Genomic DNA, 21,810 nt, shown 5'->3' with positions numbered 1-21,810 from the left:
CGTGTCGTCTGCTTGTACGGCTAGTTGCTTACGATACAGGAGCGTGCCGATACAGTTGTTCGAGTTTGTCGAACGAACAGCGTCTGTTCAGCTTGCCGAGTCAGGGTGGAGACGTTTCCCCGTTCCACTCGCAATAACAGCCCACCGCCAGGGTGTGGGTCGCATTGACCTCGCGTCCGCCTTCGAGGGCTTGCAGGATCGGCTCGATAAAGCTGTTGCTGGAGTTACACGTCAACCCTTCGCTGTAGGGCCCGAAATACGCCAGCTTGCCGCTGCGGTCCCAGATGCCCACGGCAGGGCTGGCCGGCAGATGCTGGGCACCGGGCACGGCCTTGAGGGCCTTCATCGAGCCCAGGGTGGCGGGCAACTGCCCGTGGCTGCCGGCTTTCTGCAGGGAATAGAACTCCACGCCCTGGGGGGCGTACTGCTCGATCAACTCGCCAAGGTGCTGCTGGTTGCCGACATTGCAGGGGCAGGCGGGGTCCCAGAAGTGCACCAGGCGGATCGGGCCCGGGCCGGCAAGCTCGGCCGGCAGGCTCAGGCTGTCACCGGAAAACACCGCCGTATGCTCACTGAATGCCCGCAGGTAGCGTCCCTGGAACCAGTCATACGCCGCCCACAACACCCCGGCGCAAATGATCACGATCAGGCTGGCGAAGAGGGTGGTGCGGTAGGGCTGTCGCATTTGGATCAATCCTCGGAGGATGCGTAGCTTGCCATGCTTGCCCTGACAGATGAATATCGCGGCTCGATATTCATCTGTTCAATGCGTTGAAGCCACATTCTGGAAGTTCTTATGCCCGTTACGTTTGACCCTGATCATCTACGCGAAAGCTTGCGCCCACTGGTGGACGCGCAGCCGCTTTCAGCCGAGGCCCGGGTCTACCAGCGCTTCTACGGCCTGGACCTCGCTGCCCGCAAGGTGCCCGCGACAAGCCGCCTGGGGCGGTTTGCGGTGGATGGGTTCGACGTGGTCTGCCAGGTGTGGTGGCCACCGGTGCCGGTGGCGACGATGTTCCTGTTCCATGGCTTCTACGACCATATGGGCCTGTACCGGCATGCCGTGGACTGGGCGCTGGATCAGGGTTTTGTGGTGATCGCCTGCGACTTGCCGGGCCACGGCCTGTCCAGCGGCGAGCGGGCCAGCATTGATGACTTTGCGGTGTACCAGGACGTGGTGCAGGCGTTGTTTGAACAGGCCAAGGCGCTGCAGTTGCCGCAGCCGTGGCACTTGTTCGGGCAAAGCACCGGCGGCGCGATTGTGGTGGATCACCTGCTTAGCCATGGCGTCGACAGCCCGGCCCAGGGCAAGACCTTTTTGCTCTCACCGCTGGTGCGTCCCCGGGCCTGGGGCTGGTCGCAGCTCAGTTATTACCTGCTCCGGCCGTTCGTCAAAGGCATCGCCCGGCGTTTCAGCGATAACACCAACGACCCGCAGTTCAAGCCGTTCCTGGAGGCCGACCCGTTGCAGCCCCGGCAACTGCCGACCGCCTGGGTGGGCGCCTTGGCGCGCTGGATCAAACGCATTGAAGCCGCGCCACGCAGTGCGCGGCGGCCGTTGATCGTGCAGGGTGAGGAAGACATGACGGTGGACTGGCAGCACAACCTGAAGGTGCTGCGCAGCAAGTTCGACCAACCTGAGGTGTTGATGCTGCCGCGCGGCAGGCATCACTTGGCGAATGAGATTCCGGAGATTCGGCAGCAATACTTCGGGTTTCTCACCGACCACCTGAAATAACGCAATGAGATCGTTCCCACGCTCTGCGTGGGAATGCCTCCGAGGACGCTCCGCGTCCCGTGACGCAGAGCGTCACCCGCTGCGCTCCCACGCGGAGCGTGGGAGCGATCAATCGGTGTCAGGGTGCCAGGCTTGAAGTGCTTTGACCGACCGCCAGCCCGGCCCGGATCGCCGCCAATGCCGCCTTGTAGTACGCCTTGCCATCCGGCGACTCCGCGAAGGTGGCGAACTCCTCCAACTCCGGGTCAGACAGATCCCGGTAGACGTACAGCAACGTGTTGTTCAAATCATTGCCGATCTGCTGCATCAGGCGCTCACGCTGGCCGTTCAACATGCCCTGCGCCTGGCCGCCGCCCAACAGCCCGGGGATCATCTGGCTCAAGCTGTCGGCCGCCACGCCGGCAATCGCCAGGCTGACTTCAGCCCCGGCTTCCCGCGCAGGCAAGGCCTGGGCCAGGTGGCCGATGATCAGGCTGCGGGTGGCATCGGCTTCCATGTGCGGCAAGCCCTGGGCGTTCTTCGCCAGTTGATCGCGGCGGGTGGCCAGCAACTCGGCGGCGACAATCTTGCGGCCCAGCGGCGACTGGAAGAAGGCCAGTGCCGGCTTAGGGTCCGCCAAATTCTTGCGCAGTTGCGCTTCGGCGCGCTGGTCTACCGACTGGGGCGCGAAGCGTTTATTGCTGTTGTCCACCAGCGCCTGATACACCGCCGGCGGCAGGCTGTTGCGGTAGCGTTGCTGGGCGGCACTGAGGGCGTCATTAAAATGCGCGCGCTGGTCTGCCCAGCCGGCGACCTTGTACAACTGGTCATGGCTGTCTGCCCAGGCGGGCAAAACGCAGAACATCAGCAAGGAAAAAAACAAACGACGCATATGGACTCCTGTCAGTCGGCCACTATTGTCCGTGTCGGGCGTAGGATTTGTCGAGAAATCCTATCGGTCACCTGACTAAAGTGTATTCAGACGCTCGGCGGCTCTGTCGGATTCACAGGCGTATGGATACTATGCGCGCCATGCCCATACCCTCCGATCACCCGCTGCTGTTACGCATTGTCGATGACCTGGCCGCACAAGGCTGGTCGCAGCAGAATATCTTCCTGCCCGAGGCTCTGACCCTCGAACTGGCGGCTGAGTGCCAAAAACGCGCCGCCGAAGGTGAATTGGCGCCCGCGGCGGTCGGACGGGGGCCGTCCCAGGAGATTCGCGAGGGCATCCGGGGTGACCATATCCAGTGGCTGGAGCCGGGCGAGGTGGTGGCCTGCGATAACTACCTGGAGCTGATGGACAGCCTGCGGGTGGCGATGAACCGTGGCCTGTTCCTGGGCCTGGAAGACTTCGAAAGCCACTTCGCGATGTACCCCCCGGGGGCGTTTTACCTCAAGCATGTGGACCGTTTTCGCGATGACGACCGGCGCATGGTGTCGGCAGTGATCTACTTGAACAACGCCTGGCTGCCGGAACATGGCGGCCAGTTGCGCATGTACCTCAAGGGCGACGTCGAATACGATGTGGTGCCCACCGGCGGTTGCCTGGTGGTATTCCTGTCGGGGGAAATCCCCCATGAAGTCATGCCCGCCACCCGCGAACGCCTGTCCCTCACCGGCTGGTTTCGCCGGCGGGGCAACGAGCCGTTTTGATGATGCAAAAAATTCTGGTCAGCCGCTGCCTGCTGGGGCACCGGGTACGCTACGACGGAGGGGCCAGCGGGCCTTTCGACCAACTGGCCGCGTGGCAGGCCGAAGGCCGGGTGGTTGCCGTGTGCCCGGAAGTGGCGGGTGGCTTGCCGACGCCACGGCCGTCTGCCGAAATCCCGGGCGGGCAGGGGATTGACGTGTGGGAAGGCCGCGCCCAGGTGCTGACGGCCCAGGGGGAAGACTTCAGCGAAGCCTTCCTCGATGGCGCCCGCCAGGCATTGGCGCTGGTACAGCGTCACAATATCCGCGTCGCCGTACTCAAGGCCAACAGCCCGTCGTGCGGCAATCTGCTGACCTATGACGGTACCTTCACCGGCGTGAAGGTCACGGGCGAAGGCGTGACGGCGGCCTTGCTCAAGCGCCATGGGGTGCTGGTGTTCAGTGAGCTGGAATTGCCCGAAGCGGCAGCGGCCCTGGCAAAATGCTCAAGCCCGACATAGATCAACATGTGGGAGCGGGCTTGCTCGCGAAAGCGCAGTGTCAGTCACCCGATGCTCAAGCCGAGCCACCGCATTCGCGAGCAAGCCCGCTCCCACATTGACCGAGTCGTTTATTCGGCCTTTTTCACCGGCTTGCTCGCATCCATCCCGAACCACTTCTCCGACAGCGCCGCCAGCCGGCCATCGGCCTTCACTCGTTGCAGGGCCTTGTCCAGGCTGGCCTTGAACGCCGGGTTACCCTTCTGGAACGGAATCGCCAGGCTCAGCGTCGGGCCGACGTCTGCGCCTTCCTTCACCGGCAGCTGGCTGTCGCGAATCGCGTAGGGAATCAGCAGCCGATCACTGATGGCGGCATCGATCTGTTGATCGGCAACGTCCTTGATCGGCTGCCTGGCATCGGCATAGCTGCGCAAATCAACGCCCTCGGCGGTGCGCGCCTGCTCCACAAACTGGCTGCCCTGGGCCACGCCCAACGCCTTGCCCTTGAGCGCCGCAAAGCTGCCCAGCGGGCGCTGTTCCTGCTTGCGCACGATCAGCTGTGCGCTGGAGTAGCTGTAGGGCTCGCTGAAGTCGAAACGATCCGCCAGTTCAGGAGTCATAGCGATATGGTTGATGGCCACGTCGTACTTGGCGCTTTCCACGCCGGGCAGCAACTCGGCGGCATCGACGGTGATAAAGGAGGGGCGTACGTCCATTTCCTTGGCCAGCAACTCACCCAGCTCCACTTCAAAACCGGTGAGTTTGTCGCCTTCCTTGAAGTTGAAGGGCGGGGTGTTGGCTTCCATTGCGATGCGCAGTTCCCCGCGGTCAAATACATCGTCGATCAGTTCGGCATGGGCCAAGGGACTTGCAAGGGGCAGTAAAAGTAACAGGCCAGGCAGGAAACGCATGGTCGCTCCTAAAGAATTCGAATGAGCGAAGCGTTGTTCAGGCTCGCTTTGCTATGGTGTTGAATGCCTTGGACAGCAATTTGTCGCGAAGTTGTCATAACCCTACAGATTTCCCGGAAAAACTGGAGAAGTGAATGAAAGCCTTTTTGACCCGTGCAACCCTGGCCAGCCTATTGCTGGGCGCTTCGATGCTGGCGACCGCTGCTGATGGCATCCCGCGCAGCGCTCCACCAGAAGGTGCCAAAGTGTTCATCGTGTCGCCCAAAGATGGCGCCACCGTCGATAAAACCTTCACCGTGAAATTCGGCATGGAAGGCCTGAAACTGGCCCCGGCCACCAGCCAGGACCCGGGCACCGGCCACCACCACCTGCTGATCGACCAGAAAGAGTTGCCGGATGCCAGCGTGCCGATCCCGGCCACCGACACCGTGATCCACTACGGCAAGGCCCAGACCGAAACCGAGCTGACCCTCACCCCAGGCAAGCACACGCTGCAACTGGTAGCCGGCGACAAACTGCACATGCAGTTCAACCCGACTGTAGCCTCGAAAGTCATCACGGTTAACGTCAAGTAAGATTTGTTCAGACAAAAAAAGGGAGACCCGAGGGTCTCCCTTTTTTATGCGCGTTTAACGATTAGAACAACACGCGGCTACGGATAGTGCCGTTGATGTGTTGCAGCTTCTCTTGCGCCAGGTCCGAATACTCGGCGTCTACGTCGATAACCACGTAGCCGACTTTCTCGTTGGTCTGCAGGAACTGACCGGAAATGTTGATGCCGTTTTCCGCGAAGACCTTGTTGATCTCCATCATCACGCCAGGGATGTTCTGGTGGATGTGCAGCAGACGGTGCTTGCCAGGGTGCGCCGGCAGAGCCACTTCCGGGAAGTTGACCGAGGACACCGACGTACCGTTGTCGCTGTACTTGACCAGTTTCTCCGACACTTCCAGGCCGATGTTGGCTTGGGCTTCAGCGGTGGAACCGCCGATGTGCGGGGTCAGGATCACGTTGTCCAGGCCACGCAGCGGGCTTTCGAAGATGTCGTCGTTAGAGCGCGGCTCTACCGGGAACACGTCGATGGCGGCGCCGATCAGGTGCTTGTCCTTGATCGCGTCGGCCAGGGCGTCCAGCTCGACCACGGTGCCGCGTGCAGCGTTGATCAGGATCCCGCCCTTCTTGATTGCGCGGATTTCCTTCTCGCCGATCATCCACTGGGTTTCAGCGGTTTCCGGTACGTGCAGGGTCACGATGTCGGACATGCCCAGCAGCTCGGTCAGGCTCGACACCTGAGTGGCGTTACCCAATGGCAGCTTGGTCAGGGTGTCGTAGAAGAACACCTGCATGCCCAGGCCTTCGGCCAGAACCGACAGTTGAGTACCGATCGAGCCGTAACCGACGATACCCAGCTTCTTGCCGCGGATTTCGAAGGAGTTGGCTGCGCTCTTGATCCAGCCGCCACGGTGGCAGGAAGCGTTCTTCTCGGGAATACCGCGCAGCAACAGGATCGCCTCGGCCAATACCAGCTCAGCAACGGAGCGGGTGTTGGAGTACGGTGCGTTGAACACCGCGATGCCGCGCTCGCGCGCTGCGTTGAGGTCGACCTGGTTGGTGCCGATGCAGAAACAGCCGACAGCTACCAACTTCTTGGCGTGATCGAAGATCTCTTCGGTCAGCTGAGTGCGGGAGCGAATGCCGATAAAGTGCGCGTCGGCGATCTTTTCCTTGAGCTGGGCTTCCGGCAGAGAACTGGTGATGTACTCAATGCTGGTGTACCCGGCGGCCTTCAGGACTTCGACGGCCGATGGGTGGACGCCTTCCAGAAGAAGGAACTTGATCTTGCTCTTATCGAGAGAAGTCTTGCTCATCTGCGTAAACCTGTATCCCGGAGAAAAATGGCAGGGAATCGGATCACGTAAGCTGACCCGGACGGCAGGAAAGCCGTCACCGCAGAACGCCCTTGGGCACTATCCTGCGGGGGCGGTATGCTAGCATACGTGCCCCGCTAAACACCCATTCCTGCGACGTGAAGCGTTCTCAGGATGACCATGAATTGTTCGAGAGTTCTGTCGATGACCCATCCTGCCCTGATTGATGAGCTGAAGACCCTGGTTGAGCCTGGCAAGGTCCTGACCGATGCTGACTCCCTTGAGGCTTATGGCAAGGACTGGACCAAGCATTTCGCGCCGGCCCCGGTGGCCATCGTCTTCCCGAAGACCACCGAGCAGGTGCAGGCCATCGTCCGTTGGGCCAATGAGCACAAGGTCGCGCTGGTGCCGTCCGGTGGCCGTACCGGCCTGTCGGCCGCTGCCGTCGCTGCGAATGGCGAAGTGGTTGTGTCGTTCGACTATATGAACCAGATTCTCGACGTGAACCTCACCGACCGCACCGCCGTGTGCCAGCCGGGTGTGGTCACCAAGCAATTGCAGAACGTCGCCGAAGAAAAAGGCCTGTACTACCCGGTGGATTTCGCCTCGTCGGGTTCCAGCCAGATTGGCGGCAATATCGGCACCAATGCCGGCGGGATCAAGGTCATTCGCTACGGCATGACCCGTAACTGGGTCGCCGGTATGAAAGTCGTCACCGGCAAGGGCGACCTGCTGGAGTTGAACAAAGACCTGATCAAGAACGCCACCGGCTACGACATGCGCCAGCTGTTCATCGGCGCTGAAGGCACCCTGGGGTTTGTGGTCGAAGCGACCATGCGCCTGGACCGTGCGCCGAAAAACCTTACCGCGATGGTGCTCGGCACCACCGACTTCGACTCGATCATGCCGGTGTTGCACGCCTTCCAGAGCAAGCTGGACCTGACCGCCTTCGAATTCTTTTCCGACAAGGCCCTGGCCAAAGTCCTCGGTCGCGGCGACGTGCCGGCGCCGTTCGAGTCCGACTGCCCGTTCTACGCACTGCTGGAATTTGAAGCGACCACCGAAGAAGTGGCCAACGATGCCCTGGCCACGTTCGAACACTGCGTCGAGCAGGGCTGGGTGCTGGACGGCGTGATGAGCCAGAGCGAAACCCAACTGCACAACCTGTGGAAGCTGCGCGAGTACATCTCCGAGACCATCTCCCACTGGACGCCGTACAAGAACGACATTTCGGTGACTGTGTCGAAAGTGCCAGCCTTCCTGCAGGAAATCGACGCGATCGTCGGCGAACACTACCCGGATTTCGAAATCGTCTGGTTCGGCCACATCGGCGACGGCAACCTGCACCTGAACATCCTCAAGCCGGAAAACCTGAGCAAGGACGAGTTCTTCGCCAAGTGCGCCACCGTCAACAAGTGGGTGTTCGAGACCGTGCAGAAGTACAACGGCTCGATCTCCGCCGAACACGGCGTGGGCATGACCAAGCGCGATTACCTGACGTACAGCCGCTCGCCGGTTGAAATTGAATACATGAAGGCAGTGAAAGCGGTGTTCGACCCGAACGGGATCATGAACCCGGGCAAGATTTTCGCTGTTTAACAGTCCCTGAAGGAGTCGGTCCATGAGCTACCAGCACAAGTATGTCGACGGCACCAATATTCACTTTCCCCTGGGGAAGGTGGTGTGCATCGGGCGTAACTACGCCGAACACGCCAAGGAACTGGATAACCCGGTACCGACCGAGCCGCTGCTGTTTATCAAGCCCGGCAGTTGCGTAGTGGCACTGGAAGGCGGTTTTGCCATCCCTACCGAGCGCGGTTCGGTGCATTACGAAGCGGAAATCGCGGTGTTGATCGGCAAGCCGTTGTCGGCCAAACCGAGCCGCGAGGAAGTGCTGGACGCCATCTCCGGCTTCGCCCCGGCCCTGGACCTGACCCTGCGGGACAAGCAGGCCGAGCTGAAAGCCAAGGGCTTGCCGTGGGAAATCGCCAAGTCGTTTGATGGCGCGGCAGTGATTGCACCGTTCGTGGTCGGCAGCACCTTCCCGGATGTGACGGATATCGGCATTCGCCTGACCATCAATGGCGAAGTGCGCCAGGACGGCAACAGCGCGATCATGCTCAACCCGATCATCCCGATGATCCAGTACATGGCCGGCTGCTTCTCGTTGCAGGCCGGGGATGTGATCCTCACCGGTACGCCGGCAGGCGTGGGCCCGCTGAATGTGGGCGATGAACTGGTGCTGGAATTGCCGGGTGTGAGCCGCTTCGAAAGCAGCGTTCGCTAAGAGCGGGGCAAAACGCGGTCAAAAATGTGGGAGCGGGCTTGCTCGCGAAAGCGGTGTATCAGTGACAGATTCAGTGACTGATACTCCGCATTCGCGAGCAAGCCCGCTCCCACATTTGATCTGTGTACTGTCACCCAATCGGGTTTTTGCATTTTTTTCACACCCCATCCGGATAATCCTCAGCCTCCTGCGCGCGGACCTTGTGATCCTGTGCTATCCCCTAAAGCTGACTTTCTGGAAAGCGTAATGGCCGTGCCTCTCCCCTCTGTAAAACCCACGTTGCGTTCACGCCTTGCCATGCGCTGGTATTCCTGGCTGTTCCTCGCCGGCGCGATCATTTACGGCGTGGCCTGGGCGATGCACTGGGACGACCGTGGCGTGTTGTGGCTGGCGGAGGGTTTCGAAACCCCGGCCGAGCGCCTGGAAAGCGTCTGGCTCCCGGACTACCACGCGGTGATCGACGCCAAGCTGCTGCCCGGCATGGAGAAGGACGAAGCCTCGGACCTCGCCTATAACCCGCTGACCAAGACCCTGTTCTCGGTGATGGGCAAGAACCCGTTCCTGGTTGAACTGACCCTGCAAGGCGACGTGCTGCGCAAGATGCCGCTCAACGGCTGGAACAATCCGGAAGGCGTGACCATGATGGAAAACGGCCTGATGGCCGTGGTCGATGAGCGCCAGCACAGCCTGACCATCGTCAAGGTCGACCCACAGACCCAGCAGTTGAACAAAGCCGACTTCCCGTCCTATGACCTGGGCCCGTCCAAGGACCAGAACAAAGCCTTTGAGGCGGTCACCTGGGACAAGCGCAACCAACAGCTGATCCTCGGCGAAGAACGCCCACCGGCCCTGTTCACCTGGAAAAGCGACGGCAGCCAGACCCTCACCGGCGCCAAGCAAAAGCTCGCCAGCACTGAACTGGACATGCGCAACCTGTCGGCGCTGACCGTCGACCCGCGTACCGGCCACCTGCTGGCGCTGTCGGCGGACTCCCATCTGTTGCTGGAACTGGACGAGAAGGGCGAGCAGGTCAGCTTCATGACCTTGCTCGGCGGCTTCAATGGCTTGAAGAACACCATCCCGCGTGCCGAAGGTGTGACCATGGACGAGAACGGCACGCTGTATATGGTCAGCGAGCCGAACCTGTTCTATCGCTTCGAGAAGCAGGCGCAGTAGTTCGATTACGTCAGATTTTTCTCTATCTGCGGCATAAGCCAGACACCCGGGGCGTTTAAGTTTAAATTCAGGCGACCGTGATATTCATTCGCCAGTTTTTACTCTGAGCCCCGCCCGATGCGTCGACTTGCCCGCCCCAAACCTGCTTTTTTTATCCTGATCCTGATCGCCCTGGTGGCGTGCGGTGTGGTTGCCCAGCAATTGCGTCTGTTTGAGCGTGCCTGGTTCAACTGGCAATCCTGGCGCAATCCCGCCGGGGAGCACTCCATTGGCCTTGGCGATTACCGGGTGGCCCTGGAGGCGCAGGTGATCGACGGCCTCAACGATGATGTCTCGGCACTGACCTTTGATCCGGTGCGCAACAGCCTGTTTACCGTGACCAACAAGAACGCTGAGCTGGTCGAACTGTCCCTGGACGGCAAAATCCTGCGGCGCATTGCGCTGGTGGGGTTTGGCGATGCCGAGGCCGTGGAGTACATCAGCGACAACACCTACGTGATCAGCGACGAACGCCAGCAGCGGCTGATCAAGGTCCACGTGGATGACGACACCCAATTCCTCGATGCCGCCGACGCCGAGCAAATGACCCTCGGCGTGCACCTGGGCGGCAACAAGGGCTTCGAAGGCCTGGCCTATGACTCGGTGGGCAAGCGCCTGTTTGTGGCCAAGGAACGCGACCCGATGCTGATCTACGAGGTCCACGGCTTTCCGCATTTCAAACCGGAAAAGACCTACTCGGTGCACGTGATCAACAACCCCAAGCGCGATGCCGGGTTGTTTGTGCGCGACCTGTCGAGCCTGCAATACGACGAGCGCAGCGGTCATCTGCTGGCGCTGTCAGATGAGTCATTTTTGGTGCTGGAACTGGATATCGACGGTCGCCCCCTGAGCAGCCTGTCGCTGCTCAAGGGGCGCCATGGCCTGAAGCAGCGCGTGCCTCAGGCCGAGGGGATCGCCATGGACAACGACGGCACGTTGTACATGGTCAGTGAGCCGAACTTGTTCTATGTGTTCAAGAAATGAACCCGATCCCAGCCATGGCGAGGATCGAATGTGGGAGCTGGCTTGCCTGCGATGCAGGCGACGCGGTCTTTCAGTAGTACCGGGGCGATGCCATCGCAGGCAAGCCAGCTCCCACACTGGGCCTGTGGTGCTTTTATGCCTTAAGGGTTTTTACGCCTTCCGGGGTGCCCAGCAGCAGTACGTCAGCCGGACGGGCCGCAAACAAACCGTTGGTGACGACGCCGACGATCGCGTTGATCTGGCGCTCCAGTTCCACCGGGTTGGTGATCTGCATGTTGAACACGTCGATGATGATGTTGCCGTTGTCGGTCAGCACGCCTTCGCGGTACACCGGGTCGCCGCCCAGTTTCACCAGTTCGCGGGCCACGTGGCTGCGGGCCATCGGGATCACTTCCACCGGCAGCGGGAACGCGCCGAGTACCGGCACCAGTTTGCTGGCGTCGGCGATGCAGATGAAGGTCTTGGCCACGGCCGCGACGATCTTCTCGCGGGTCAGGGCTGCGCCGCCGCCCTTGATCAGGTTCAGGTGTGCGTCGCTTTCATCGGCGCCGTCGACATAGAACTCCAGGTCGCTGACGGTGTTCAGCTCGTACACCGGAATACCGTGGCCCTTGAGCCGCGCAGCGGTGGCTTCGGAGCTGGCAACCGCGCCGTCGAACGCGCCCTTGTGCAGGGCCAGCGCATCGATAAAGCAGTTGGCGGTGGAACCGGTGCCGACACCGACGATGCTTTTATCGTCGAGTTTAGGAAGGATTAAATCGACGGCGGCCTGGGCCACTGCCTGTTTGAGTTGATCCTGGGTCATGCGGGCTCCGGAACGGGCGGGGAGTAAAGAGGGGCGCGAGTATAACCCAACAAAACCTCGGTTTTCGTGTGGTCGCCCGGCCAAACGCTGGGTTAGACTCCTTGGCCCTGCCCAACCCGCCCAGTGATGCTTTCCGATGCTTGAACAGTACGTCAAAAAGATCCTCACCTCGCGCGTTTACGACGTTGCCGTAGAAACCCCGCTGCAGACCGCCCGCCAGCTCTCCGAGCGGCTGGGCAACAAGGTCTGGCTCAAGCGCGAAGACTTGCAGCCGGTGTTCTCGTTCAAGATTCGCGGTGCCTACAACAAGCTGACCCAACTGAGCGCCGAAGAACGTGCGCGTGGCGTAGTCACCGCTTCGGCGGGCAACCATGCCCAGGGCCTGGCCCTGGCGGCCAAGGTGCTGGGGGTCAAGGCCACCATCGTGATGCCCAAGACCACGCCCGAGATCAAGGTCGAAGGCGTGCGCTCCCGTGGCGGAAAAGTGGTGCTGCACGGGGATTCTTTCCCGGAAGCCCTGGCGTATTCGCTGAAGCTGGTCGACGAAAAAGGCTACGTCTACATTCACCCCTACGATGATCCGCACACCATTGCCGGGCAGGGCACCGTGGCGATGGAGATCCTGCGCCAGCACCCGGGGCCGCTGGACGCGATTTTCGTCCCGGTGGGCGGCGGCGGCCTGATTGCCGGTATCGCGGCCTACGTGAAATACCTGCGGCCCGAAATCAAGATCATCGGCGTCGAGCCGGACGACTCCAACTGCCTGCAAGCCGCCATGGCGGCGGGCGAGCGCGTGGTATTGCCGACCGTGGGCATCTTCGCCGACGGCGTGGCGGTGGCGCAGATCGGCCAGCACACCTTCGACATCTGCAAGGATTACGTGGATGAAGTGATCACCGTCAGCACCGATGAAATCTGCGCGGCGATCAAGGACATCTACGACGACACCCGCTCCATCACTGAACCCGCCGGCGCCCTGGGCGTGGCGGGTATCAAGAAATACGTCGAGACCCGTGGCATCACCGGGCAAACCCTGGTGGCCATCGATTCCGGGGCCAACGTCAACTTCGACCGCCTGCGCCACGTGGCCGAGCGCGCCGAGCTGGGGGAAGGCCGCGAAGCCATCATCGCCGTGACCATCCCCGAGAAACCGGGCAGCTTCAAGGCCTTTTGCGAAGCCGTGGGCAAGCGCCAGATTACCGAATTCAACTACCGCTACCACTCAGGCCGCGAGGCGCACATCTTTGTCGGCGTGCAGACCCACCCGGAAAACGACCCGCGCAGCGCGCTGATCGCCAGCCTCACCAGCCAGGGTTTCCCGGTGCTGGACCTGACGGAAAACGAACTGGCCAAGCTGCACATCCGCCATATGGTCGGCGGCCATGCGGCGCACGTCAGCGACGAGGTGGTGTTCCGCTTCGAATTCCCGGAACGTCCGGGGGCACTGTTCAACTTCCTTAACAAATTGGGCGGGCGCTGGAACATCTCGATGTTCCACTATCGCAACCACGGCGCCGCCGATGGGCGCGTGGTGGCGGGCCTGCAAGTACCGGCGGACGAGCGTCACCTGGTGCCGGCGGCGCTGGAGGCCATTGGCTACCCGTACTGGGATGAAAGTGATAACCCGGCCTACCAGCTGTTCCTCGGTTGAGCGACTACGCTGACTGGGCGGCCTTCAAGGAATCGAGAACATGGAAACGCTGACCACCCTTAAAGTTATCCACATCGCGGCCACGGTGTTGCTGCTGCTCAGCGGCCTCGCCCTGGCAGTGCTGGCCTGGCGCAAACGCAGCGCGGGGCCGGCCTATACCGTGCAGCGGCCGTGGGTGTTTGTGTGGTTGTTGATGGGCATTTGCGTGGTGAGCATGCCGTTCACCGGCTGGTGGCTGGCGCACCTGATCGGCTGGCCGCTGGGGCAAACCTGGATCCTGGGTTCCAGCGTGATCTACACCGTGGCGGCGCTGAGCTGGTTCTGGCTGGTGGTGCGGCTTAATCGACTGCGGCTGGGCGGGGCGGGGAGTTTGAACTTTACCGTGGCGCTGGCGGTGGTGAGCCTGGTGGGGTTTGTGGCGATTGCCGGGTTAATGGGTGCCAAGCCCGTATGATCGTTCCCACGCTCCGCGTGGTAACGCCGCCCGGGACGCTCCGCGTCCCAAGAGCGGACGCAGAGCGTCCAGTGATGCATTCCCACGCGGAGCGCGGGAATGATCTTTAGCTGCGCAGGCTAATCACCGGCCAACCACGCTTCTCAGCCTCAGCCCGCAGATTCGGATCCGGATCCACCGCCACCGCATGCGTAACTTGCTCCAGCAGCGGCAGGTCATTCATCGAGTCGCTATAGAAGTAGCTGTCCTCCAGGTTATACCCGGTCTCTTCCAGCCAGCGATTCAAACGCGTCACCTTGCCCTCGCGAAAGCACGGGATATCCGTACTGCGCCCGGTGTAACGGCCATCCTGCATCTCGCATTCCGTCGCAATCAGGGTTTCAACCCCCAGCCGCTCGGCAATCGGCGCGGTCACAAAACGGTTGGTCGCGGTGATGATCACCAGCTTGTCGCCCGCCGCCCGGTGCTTGGCCAGCAACTCAACTGCCTTGGGCAGCACGATCGGCTCGATGCAGTCGCGCATGTAGTCGCGATGCCATTCATCCAGCTGGGCCATCTCGGTGCGGCCGAGGATTTCCAGGCAGAAGTTCAGGTACTCGGCGTTATCCAGCTTGCCGGCCAGGTAGTCCTGGTAGAACTCGTCGTTGCGGGCCTTGTAGGCCACCGCGTCGAGAATCCCGCGTTCACAGAGGTAATCGCCCCAGGCGTGATCGCTGTCACCCCCCAAAAGCGTGTTGTCCAAGTCGAATAAAGCCAGGCGCATTGCAGTTACTCGCTGAAAAGTCTGTAAAAAGGCGTCCAGAATACGGTCTTTTCACAAGAGTGCACATAAGGTAAGCAGCCTCGTTGCCGCTGTATCAATCTTTGTGGAACAATGCGGTGACATGCGTTTGCGAGGTTGTTGCCGTGATCGACCCCGATGGTTTCCGTCCTAATGTCGGGATTATTCTTACGAATGATGCCGGACAGGTGCTATGGGCTCGCCGTATCAACCAAGATGCCTGGCAGTTTCCTCAAGGCGGAATCAACCCCGACGAAACCCCTGAAGACGCCTTGTACCGTGAGTTGAACGAAGAAGTAGGCCTTGAACGTGAAGATGTGCAAATTCTGGCCTGCACCCGAGGCTGGTTGCGCTATCGTTTGCCGCAACGTCTGGTGCGTACCCACAGCCAACCGCTGTGCATCGGCCAGAAACAGAAATGGTTTCTCCTGCGCCTGATCTCCAACGAGCAGCGGGTGCGGATGGATTTGACCGGTAAACCGGAGTTCGATGGCTGGCGCTGGGTCAGTTATTGGTATCCGTTGGGCCAGGTGGTGACATTCAAGCGCGAGGTTTATCGTCGCGCTCTTAAAGAGCTTGCCCCGCGCCTTTTAGCGCGCGACTGACGACGGAGTTCGACCCCGAGCCATGCTCAATACGCTGCGCAAGATCGTCCAGGAAGTTAACTCCGCCAAGGATCTCAAGGCGGCGTTGGGGATTATTGTGTTGCGCGTCAAGGAAGCCATGGGCAGCCAGGTCTGCTCGGTTTACCTGCTGGACCCCGAGACCAACCGTTTTGTCCTGATGGCCACCGAGGGCTTGAACAAGCGCTCCATCGGCAAGGTCAGCATGGCGCCCAATGAAGGTCTGGTGGGCCTGGTGGGGACGCGTGAAGAACCCCTGAACCTCGAAAACGCGGCCGATCACCCGCGTTATCGCTACTTTGCCGAAACCGGTGAAGAGCGCTACGCCTCGTTCCTCGGTGCGCCGATCATTCACCACCGCCGCGTTGTCGGCGTGTTGGTCATCCAGCAGAAAGAACGCCGCCAGTTCGACGAAGGTGAAGAAGCCTTCCTCGTGACCATGAGCGCGCAGCTCGCCGGGGTTATCGCCCACGCCGAGGCCACCGGTTCGATTCGCGGCCTGGGGCGCCAGGGCAAGGGCATCCAGGAAGCCAAGTTCGTCGGCGTGCCGGGTTCGCCGGGTGCTGCTGTCGGTACCGCCGTGGTCATGCTGCCGCCCGCCGACCTGGACGTGGTGCCGGACAAGACCGTCACCGACATCGACGCTGAAATCATCCTGTTCAAGACCGCCCTCGAAGGCGTGCGCAATGACATGCGCACCCTCTCGACCAAGCTGGCCACCCAGCTGCGGCCTGAAGAGCGGGCGTTGTTCGACGTGTACCTGATGATGCTCGACGACGCGTCCCTGGGCAGCGAAGTCAAGGACGTGATCAAGACCGGCCAGTGGGCCCAGGGCGCGCTGCGCCAGGTGGTCACGGATCACGTCAACCGTTTCGAATTGATGGACGACGCCTACCTGCGCGAGCGCGCCTCGGACGTGAAGGACCTCGGTCGCCGTCTGCTGGCCTACCTGCAGGAAGAGCGCTCGACCACGTTGGTGTACCCCGACAACACCATCCTGATCAGTGAAGAACTGACCGCCACCATGCTCGGCGAAGTGCCGGAAGGCAAACTGGTGGGCCTGGTCTCGGTACTGGGTTCGGGCAACTCCCACGTCGCGATCCTGGCCCGGGCCATGGGCATTCCGACGGTGATGGGTCTGGTGGACCTGCCGTATTCCAAGGTCGACGGCATCGAAATGATCGTCGACGGCTACCACGGCGAGGTCTACACCAACCCCAGCGAAGTGCTGCGCAAGCAATACGCCGAAGTGGTGGAAGAAGAACGCCAGCTATCCCAGGGCCTCGACGCCCTGCGGGAACTGCCGTGCGTGACCCTCGACGGCCACCGCGTACCGCTGCTGGTCAACACCGGCCTGCTGGCGGACGTGGCACGTGCACAACAGCGCGGCGCCGAAGGGGTGGGCCTGTACCGCACCGAAGTGCCGTTCATGATCAACCAGCGTTTTCCGAGTGAGAAGGAGCAGCTGGCGATTTATCGCGAGCAATTGTCCGCCTTCCATCCGTTACCGGTGACCATGCGCAGCCTGGACATTGGCGGCGACAAGTCACTGTCGTATTTCCCCATCAAGGAAGACAACCCCTTCCTTGGCTGGCGCGGTATTCGCGTTACCCTCGACCATCCTGAAATCTTCCTCGTCCAGACCCGCGCGATGCTCAAGGCCAGCGAAGGCCTGAACAACCTGCGCATCCTGCTCCCGATGATCTCCGGCACCCACGAGCTGGAAGAAGCCCTGCACCTGATCCACCGGGCCTGGGGCGAAGTGCGCGACGAAGGCGCCGACGTGCCGATGCCGCCGATTGGCGTGATGATCGAGATTCCGGCGGCGGTGTACCAGGCTAAAGAGCTGGCGCGGCAGGTGGACTTCCTGTCGGTGGGCTCCAACGACCTGACCCAGTACCTGCTGGCCGTGGACCGCAACAACCCGCGGGTGGCCGACCTCTACGACTACCTGCACCCGGCGGTGCTGCAAGCCTTGCAGAACGTGGTGCGCGATGCCCATGCCGAAGGCAAGCAGGTGAGTATCTGCGGCGAGATGGCCGGTGACCCGGCGGCGGCCGTACTGTTGATGGCGATGGGCTTTGACAGCCTGTCGATGAACGCCACCAACTTGCCGAAGGTGAAATGGATGCTGCGCCAGATCAACCTGAGCCGGGCCAAGGAGCTGCTGGCGGAGTTGATGACTATCGACAACCCGCAAGTTATCCACAGCTCGCTGCAATTGGCGCTGAAGAACCTTGGGTTGGCGCGGATGATCAACCCGGCGTCTGCAAAGAGCCTCTAAACGGATTTCAGAGCCTGTCCCCAATCGAAATGTGGGAGCGGGCTTGCTCGCGAAAGCGGTGCATCAGTCAGCTTATGTATTGGCTGACACGCCGCCTTCGCGAGCAAGCCCGCTCCCACATTTGGTTTGCGTGAGGTTCAGATTTTGAGTTCAACTTCACCCAACTGTCCGCCATACGGCCCAAAACTGCGCTCCACGATATGCCGCGTCCCGTCGGCATTCACAATCAACGCCGTACTCGCCCGCGTCCCATAACTGGGGCTGGCAATAAACACACTCGACAGCAAACTCTCCGTCGCCAAGCCCACGCCGGTGTCCGGCAAGTCAGCAAACGGCGCCGTCTGCGGGTCGCTCAAAATCCCCAGCAAGGCTTCAGGCTGCGGATCTTCCAGTACTTCTGTCAGCGCCGCCTTGGCCTTCAACAACTTCGGCCACGGCGTATCCAGCCCTGCATTGGATAACCCATAAACCCCCGCCATCAATGGTGTCGGCGCAGATTCCTTGGCGTTGTAATGCCAAAGCTCGTCCCGCGTCCCGACCAGCAGGTTAAACCCGGCATATTCAATCGATCTGCCATTAACGTCGGCCAAATAGTCGTCAATCGACAGCGAACCGCTGAGAAAGCGCGCCACCAACTCACCCCGCGACTTGCGCGCCGGCGGCTGGTGCGGGTCACGGATATTGGTCAGCGCCGCAAAGCGCCCCTCTGCGCCAACTCCCAGCCAGGTCCCGCCCGCTTCCTGGTCCCTGCCCGCGTAAACATGGGGCGCATCCAGCCACTGGGCCAACGGCAAACTGGGCCGGGCATAAAATTCATCACGGTTGGCCGCGACGATCAGCGGCTGGGCGTGGCCCGGCCGCCAGGCGAAAACAATCAGGCACATAAGGCAATCCCTTTGTGTTTTGCCCACTCTACCCATAGAACCCTGTGCTTTGCATCCGTTAACATGCCGGTCTGTTTTCGGGGGCTCCCATGGAATTTCTGCTGTATTTGCTGCTGGGATCCTGCGCGGGCATGCTCGCCGGGCTGTTCGGCGTGGGCGGCGGCATCATTATTGTGCCGGTGCTGGTGTTCAGCTTCACCTTGCAGGGCTTCGATCCCGCGGTGCTGACCCACCTCGCTGTCGGCACGTCCCTGGCGTCTATTATCTTCACGTCGGTGAATGCGGTGCGTGAGCATCATCGGCGCGGCGCCGTGCGCTGGCCGATCTTCGTATGGATGGCCGTGGGTATCCTGCTGGGCGCGGGCGTTGGCGCGCTGACCGCCGAGGCGATCTCCGGGCCGCATCTACAGAAGATCATCGGTGTGTTCGCCCTGGTGATCGCCGTGCAGATGACCCTGGAGCTCAAGCCCAAGGCCAGCCGCCAGGTGCCGGGCAAGCTCGGCCTGACCCTGGCGGGCGGCGTGATCGGCTGGTCGTCGGCGATTTTCGGCACCGGCGGCGGTTCGTTGACCGTGCCGTTCCTGACCTGGCGCAGCGTGCCGATGCAGCAGGCAGTGGCCACTTCGTCGGCCTGCGGCTTGCCGATCGCCCTGGCCAGTGCGTTAAGTTTCATGATTCTGGGCTGGCATGATCCGCTGTTGCCCGATCATAGTCTCGGCTTTGTGTACTTGCCGGCGCTGCTGGGCATCGCCCTGACCAGCATGGTGGCGGCCCGTTTCGGCGCGCGCCTGGCGCACCGGCTGTCGCCGCGCTTGCTCAAGCGGCTGTTCGCCGGGCTGCTGTTTTGCGTAGGGCTGAATTTTTTGCTGTAACGCAGGCTTAATCGCGCACCGGCATGGTCCGATGCGCCATGACTATTGATTTAACGAGGAGTCGCAATGCTGCCTTACCCGCAGATCAACCCGGTGGCCGTGGCCATCGGTCCGCTGCAAATCCACTGGTACGGGTTGATGTACCTGATCGGCATCGGCGGTGCCTGGCTGCTGGCTTCCCGGCGTCTGAACCGTTTCGACCCGACCTGGACCAAGGAGAAGCTCTCCGACATGGTGTTCTGGATGTCGATGGGGGTCATCGTCGGCGGACGCCTGGGTTATGTGCTGTTCTACGACCTGCCAGCCTACATCGCCAACCCGACGCTGATCTTCGAGGTGTGGAAGGGCGGCATGGCGTTCCACGGCGGGTTTGTGGGGGTGATGATCGCCGCCTGGTGGTTTGGCCGGCGTAACGGCAAGTCGTTCTTCCAGTTGATGGACTTCGTCGCACCGTTCGTGCCGATTGGCCTGGGTGCCGGGCGCATCGGTAACTTCATCAACGCCGAACTGTGGGGCAAGCCGACTGACGTGCCGTGGGCCATGGTGTTCCCGCCGTTCAGCGACCCGGCGCAATTGCCGCGCCACCCCTCGCAGCTGTACCAGTTCGCCCTGGAAGGCGTGGCGCTGTTCCTGATCCTCTATATCTTCTCGCGCAAGCCACGCCCGACCATGGCCGTTTCGGGGATGTTCGCGTTGTTCTACGGGATCTTCCGCTTTATCGTCGAGTTCGTACGGGTGCCGGATGCGCAGCTGGGCTACCTGGCGTGGGGCTGGGTGACCATGGGTCAGATTCTCAGCCTGCCGATGATCATCGCCGGCCTGGGCCTGCTGTGGTGGGCTTACAATCGCCCGCAAGGCATCAAGAACACCGCGCTTTAAATTCGAACGCCGGGGCCCGAGGGTCCCGGCTTCAACGATACAGGTATACACATGAAGCAATATCTCGAACTACTGAACGATGTCGTGACCAATGGCCTGACCAAGGGCGACCGCACCGGCACCGGCACCAAGGCCGTGTTTGCCCGTCAGTTTCGGCATAGCTTGGCCGACGGCTTCCCGCTGCTGACCACCAAGAAGCTTCACTTCAAAAGCATCGCCAACGAATTGATCTGGATGTTGAGTGGCAACACCAACATCAAGTGGCTGAACGAAAATGGCGTGCGTATCTGGGACGAATGGGCCACCGAAGACGGCGACCTGGGCCCGGTGTACGGCGAGCAGTGGACCGCGTGGCCCACCAAGGACGGCGGCAAGATCAACCAGATCGATTACATGGTCGAGACGTTGAAGACCAACCCCAACAGCCGCCGCATCCTGTTTCACGGCTGGAACGTCGAGTACCTGCCGGACGAGACCAAGAGCCCGCAGCAGAACGCCCGGGACGGCAAGCAAGCGCTGCCACCTTGCCACCTGCTGTACCAGGCTTTTGTGCATGACGGTCATCTGTCGATGCAGTTGTACATCCGCAGCTCAGATGTATTCCTCGGCCTGCCGTACAACACCGCTGCCCTGGCGTTGCTCACCCATATGCTGGCCCAGCAGTGCGACCTGATCCCTCACGAGATCATCGTCACCACGGGCGACACCCATGCCTACAGCAACCATATGGAACAGATCCAGACCCAGCTGGCGCGCACGCCGAAGAAGCTGCCGGAACTGGTGATCAAGCGCAAACCCGCGTCGATCTACGATTACAAATTCGAAGATTTTGAAATCGTGGGCTATGACGCTGATCCGAGCATCAAGGCCGATGTAGCGATCTAAAAGCGATCTCGGTCCCAATGTGGGAGCGGGCTTGCTCGCGAATACGGTGTATCAGAAACACATTCAGTGGCTGACACACCGCTTTCGCGAGCGATCTCGCTCCCACATTTGTTTTGTGTACACATCAATGGCCGTGGCTTCTGCCCACATGTGAGGGCTCAGCCTCGCTGGCCGCGACACTCCCGCTGACTTCCAGTCGCTGCAAAATCCCGCACTGATCCAGATCCGGCCCGCCGCCACAGCGTTGGCGCAGGTCGAGCAACTGTTCCTGCAACGCCAGCAGCCCGTCGATCCGCGCCTTGACGTGGTGGATATGCTCGTCGATCAACGCATTCACGCTTTCGCACTGGTCCTGAGGACTGTCACGCAGGCCCAGCAGGCTGCGAATTTCCTCAAGGGTCATGTCCAGGCTGCGGCAGTTGCGGATAAACACCAGCCGTTCGGTGTGCGCCTGGGTGTACAGCCGGTAATTACCGTCACTGCGCGCAGGCGGCGGCAGCAGGCCTTCTTTCTCGTAATAACGGATGGTTTCCACCTGGCAATCCGTCAATTTTGCCAATTCGCCGATCTTCATCGCAGC

23 protein-coding genes are annotated in these 21,810 nt (G+C 61.2%); 15 read left to right on the top strand and 8 right to left on the bottom strand.

The features are described 5' to 3' along the window. Positions 1-100: 100 nt before the first annotated feature. The gene (locus QF039_RS27860) at positions 101-685 is read right to left on the bottom strand and encodes a DUF6436 domain-containing protein (RefSeq protein WP_003213861.1); all 585 of its coding nucleotides are present in this window, start codon (positions 683-685) and stop codon (positions 101-103) included. Positions 686-796: 111 nt separating this feature from the next. Here QF039_RS27860 and QF039_RS27855 point away from each other — a divergent pair, with 111 nt between their 5' ends. Beyond that, complete coding sequence (locus QF039_RS27855; protein ID WP_307521759.1) at positions 797-1,738, top strand: alpha/beta hydrolase; 942 nt, start codon at positions 797-799, stop codon at positions 1,736-1,738. 118 nt (positions 1,739-1,856) lie between these two features. Here the strand turns inward: QF039_RS27855 and QF039_RS27850 are convergent, their stop codons facing one another. Beyond that, positions 1,857-2,609, bottom strand: a complete 753-nt coding sequence (locus tag QF039_RS27850) for a DUF2059 domain-containing protein (protein ID WP_301051563.1) — start codon at positions 2,607-2,609, stop codon at positions 1,857-1,859. Between the two features lie 131 nt (positions 2,610-2,740). Here QF039_RS27850 and QF039_RS27845 point away from each other — a divergent pair, with 131 nt between their 5' ends. Together QF039_RS27845 and QF039_RS27840 are read left to right on the top strand one after the other, a co-directional pair. Then, the gene (locus tag QF039_RS27845) at positions 2,741-3,373 is read left to right on the top strand and encodes a 2OG-Fe(II) oxygenase (protein ID WP_003213854.1); all 633 of its coding nucleotides are present in this window, start codon (positions 2,741-2,743) and stop codon (positions 3,371-3,373) included. A gap of 2 nt (positions 3,374-3,375) precedes the next feature. Next, positions 3,376-3,870, top strand: coding sequence for a DUF523 domain-containing protein (locus QF039_RS27840; protein WP_063033885.1), 495 nt, complete (start codon positions 3,376-3,378; stop codon positions 3,868-3,870). A gap of 110 nt (positions 3,871-3,980) precedes the next feature. Here the strand turns inward: QF039_RS27840 and QF039_RS27835 are convergent, their stop codons facing one another. Next, positions 3,981-4,760 carry a transporter substrate-binding domain-containing protein gene (locus tag QF039_RS27835; protein WP_003213851.1) on the bottom strand — a complete coding sequence of 260 codons (780 nt, stop codon included), beginning with the start codon at positions 4,758-4,760 and terminating at the stop codon, positions 3,981-3,983. Positions 4,761-4,894: 134 nt separating this feature from the next. Here QF039_RS27835 and QF039_RS27830 point away from each other — a divergent pair, with 134 nt between their 5' ends. Then, complete coding sequence (locus QF039_RS27830) at positions 4,895-5,335, top strand: DUF4399 domain-containing protein (protein WP_003213848.1); 441 nt, start codon at positions 4,895-4,897, stop codon at positions 5,333-5,335. A 61-nt stretch (positions 5,336-5,396) separates the two neighbouring features. Here QF039_RS27830 and serA read toward each other — a convergent pair whose 3' ends face one another. Then, positions 5,397-6,626 carry a phosphoglycerate dehydrogenase gene (serA, locus tag QF039_RS27825; protein ID WP_003213846.1) on the bottom strand — a complete coding sequence of 410 codons (1,230 nt, stop codon included), beginning with the start codon at positions 6,624-6,626 and terminating at the stop codon, positions 5,397-5,399. Between the two features lie 204 nt (positions 6,627-6,830). Here serA and QF039_RS27820 point away from each other — a divergent pair, with 204 nt between their 5' ends. The 4 genes from QF039_RS27820 (at position 6,831) to QF039_RS27805 (ending at position 11,112) form a co-directional block, all read left to right on the top strand. Further along, the gene (locus tag QF039_RS27820) at positions 6,831-8,225 is read left to right on the top strand and encodes an FAD-binding oxidoreductase (RefSeq protein WP_102604101.1); all 1,395 of its coding nucleotides are present in this window, start codon (positions 6,831-6,833) and stop codon (positions 8,223-8,225) included. A gap of 22 nt (positions 8,226-8,247) precedes the next feature. Further along, positions 8,248-8,913 (top strand): fumarylacetoacetate hydrolase family protein, encoded by a 666-nt coding sequence (locus QF039_RS27815; RefSeq protein WP_003213842.1) that lies wholly within the window; start codon positions 8,248-8,250, stop codon positions 8,911-8,913. Between the two features lie 246 nt (positions 8,914-9,159). After that, positions 9,160-10,089 (top strand): SdiA-regulated domain-containing protein, encoded by a 930-nt coding sequence (locus QF039_RS27810; protein WP_177020261.1) that lies wholly within the window; start codon positions 9,160-9,162, stop codon positions 10,087-10,089. 117 nt (positions 10,090-10,206) lie between these two features. Next, positions 10,207-11,112, top strand: coding sequence for an SdiA-regulated domain-containing protein (locus QF039_RS27805; RefSeq protein WP_177046773.1), 906 nt, complete (start codon positions 10,207-10,209; stop codon positions 11,110-11,112). 133 nt (positions 11,113-11,245) lie between these two features. On the opposite strand, the gene rpiA is transcribed toward QF039_RS27805, so the two are convergent. Beyond that, the gene (gene rpiA, locus QF039_RS27800; protein WP_008438935.1) at positions 11,246-11,917 is read right to left on the bottom strand and encodes a ribose-5-phosphate isomerase RpiA; all 672 of its coding nucleotides are present in this window, start codon (positions 11,915-11,917) and stop codon (positions 11,246-11,248) included. Between the two features lie 136 nt (positions 11,918-12,053). On the opposite strand from rpiA, the gene ilvA reads away from it, so the two are divergent. Together ilvA and QF039_RS27790 are read left to right on the top strand one after the other, a co-directional pair. Beyond that, positions 12,054-13,568, top strand: a complete 1,515-nt coding sequence (ilvA, locus tag QF039_RS27795) for a threonine ammonia-lyase, biosynthetic (protein ID WP_003213834.1) — start codon at positions 12,054-12,056, stop codon at positions 13,566-13,568. Between the two features lie 40 nt (positions 13,569-13,608). Continuing rightward, positions 13,609-14,022: a DUF2269 family protein gene (locus tag QF039_RS27790; protein ID WP_102370118.1), complete on the top strand. Its 414-nt coding sequence runs from the start codon at positions 13,609-13,611 to the stop codon at positions 14,020-14,022. A 106-nt stretch (positions 14,023-14,128) separates the two neighbouring features. On the opposite strand, the gene QF039_RS27785 is transcribed toward QF039_RS27790, so the two are convergent. Beyond that, on the bottom strand, positions 14,129-14,785 hold the full coding sequence (locus QF039_RS27785; RefSeq protein ID WP_307521750.1) for an HAD family phosphatase: 657 nt from the start codon (positions 14,783-14,785) through the stop codon (positions 14,129-14,131). A gap of 143 nt (positions 14,786-14,928) precedes the next feature. Here QF039_RS27785 and QF039_RS27780 point away from each other — a divergent pair, with 143 nt between their 5' ends. Next, positions 14,929-15,408, top strand: a complete 480-nt coding sequence (locus QF039_RS27780; protein ID WP_003176750.1) for an RNA pyrophosphohydrolase — start codon at positions 14,929-14,931, stop codon at positions 15,406-15,408. A gap of 22 nt (positions 15,409-15,430) precedes the next feature. After that, a complete protein-coding gene (ptsP, locus tag QF039_RS27775; RefSeq protein ID WP_003213828.1) occupies positions 15,431-17,710 on the top strand; it encodes a phosphoenolpyruvate--protein phosphotransferase in 2,280 nt (759 codons plus the stop codon). A 137-nt stretch (positions 17,711-17,847) separates the two neighbouring features. On the opposite strand, the gene QF039_RS27770 is transcribed toward ptsP, so the two are convergent. Beyond that, the gene (locus QF039_RS27770; RefSeq protein ID WP_307521746.1) at positions 17,848-18,594 is read right to left on the bottom strand and encodes an NRDE family protein; all 747 of its coding nucleotides are present in this window, start codon (positions 18,592-18,594) and stop codon (positions 17,848-17,850) included. A gap of 89 nt (positions 18,595-18,683) precedes the next feature. Here QF039_RS27770 and QF039_RS27765 point away from each other — a divergent pair, with 89 nt between their 5' ends. The 3 genes from QF039_RS27765 to QF039_RS27755 all read left to right on the top strand — a co-directional run bounded on the left by QF039_RS27765 (position 18,684) and on the right by QF039_RS27755 (position 21,230). Then, positions 18,684-19,466, top strand: a complete 783-nt coding sequence (locus tag QF039_RS27765; RefSeq protein ID WP_003213825.1) for a sulfite exporter TauE/SafE family protein — start codon at positions 18,684-18,686, stop codon at positions 19,464-19,466. Between the two features lie 66 nt (positions 19,467-19,532). Continuing rightward, positions 19,533-20,345, top strand: a complete 813-nt coding sequence (lgt, locus tag QF039_RS27760; protein ID WP_003213823.1) for a prolipoprotein diacylglyceryl transferase — start codon at positions 19,533-19,535, stop codon at positions 20,343-20,345. A gap of 51 nt (positions 20,346-20,396) precedes the next feature. Next, positions 20,397-21,230: a thymidylate synthase gene (locus QF039_RS27755; protein ID WP_003213821.1), complete on the top strand. Its 834-nt coding sequence runs from the start codon at positions 20,397-20,399 to the stop codon at positions 21,228-21,230. 124 nt (positions 21,231-21,354) lie between these two features. Here the strand turns inward: QF039_RS27755 and cadR are convergent, their stop codons facing one another. Further along, the gene (gene cadR, locus QF039_RS27750; RefSeq protein ID WP_017476559.1) at positions 21,355-21,804 is read right to left on the bottom strand and encodes a Cd(II)/Pb(II)-responsive transcriptional regulator; all 450 of its coding nucleotides are present in this window, start codon (positions 21,802-21,804) and stop codon (positions 21,355-21,357) included. Between the last annotated feature and the right edge of the window lie 6 nt (positions 21,805-21,810).

Origin of the sequence: Pseudomonas sp. W2I6 (genome assembly GCF_030815935.1) — a bacterium.
Taxonomy (GTDB): domain Bacteria; phylum Pseudomonadota; class Gammaproteobacteria; order Pseudomonadales; family Pseudomonadaceae; genus Aquipseudomonas.
This window is presented reverse-complemented; position numbering and strand designations above follow the sequence as displayed.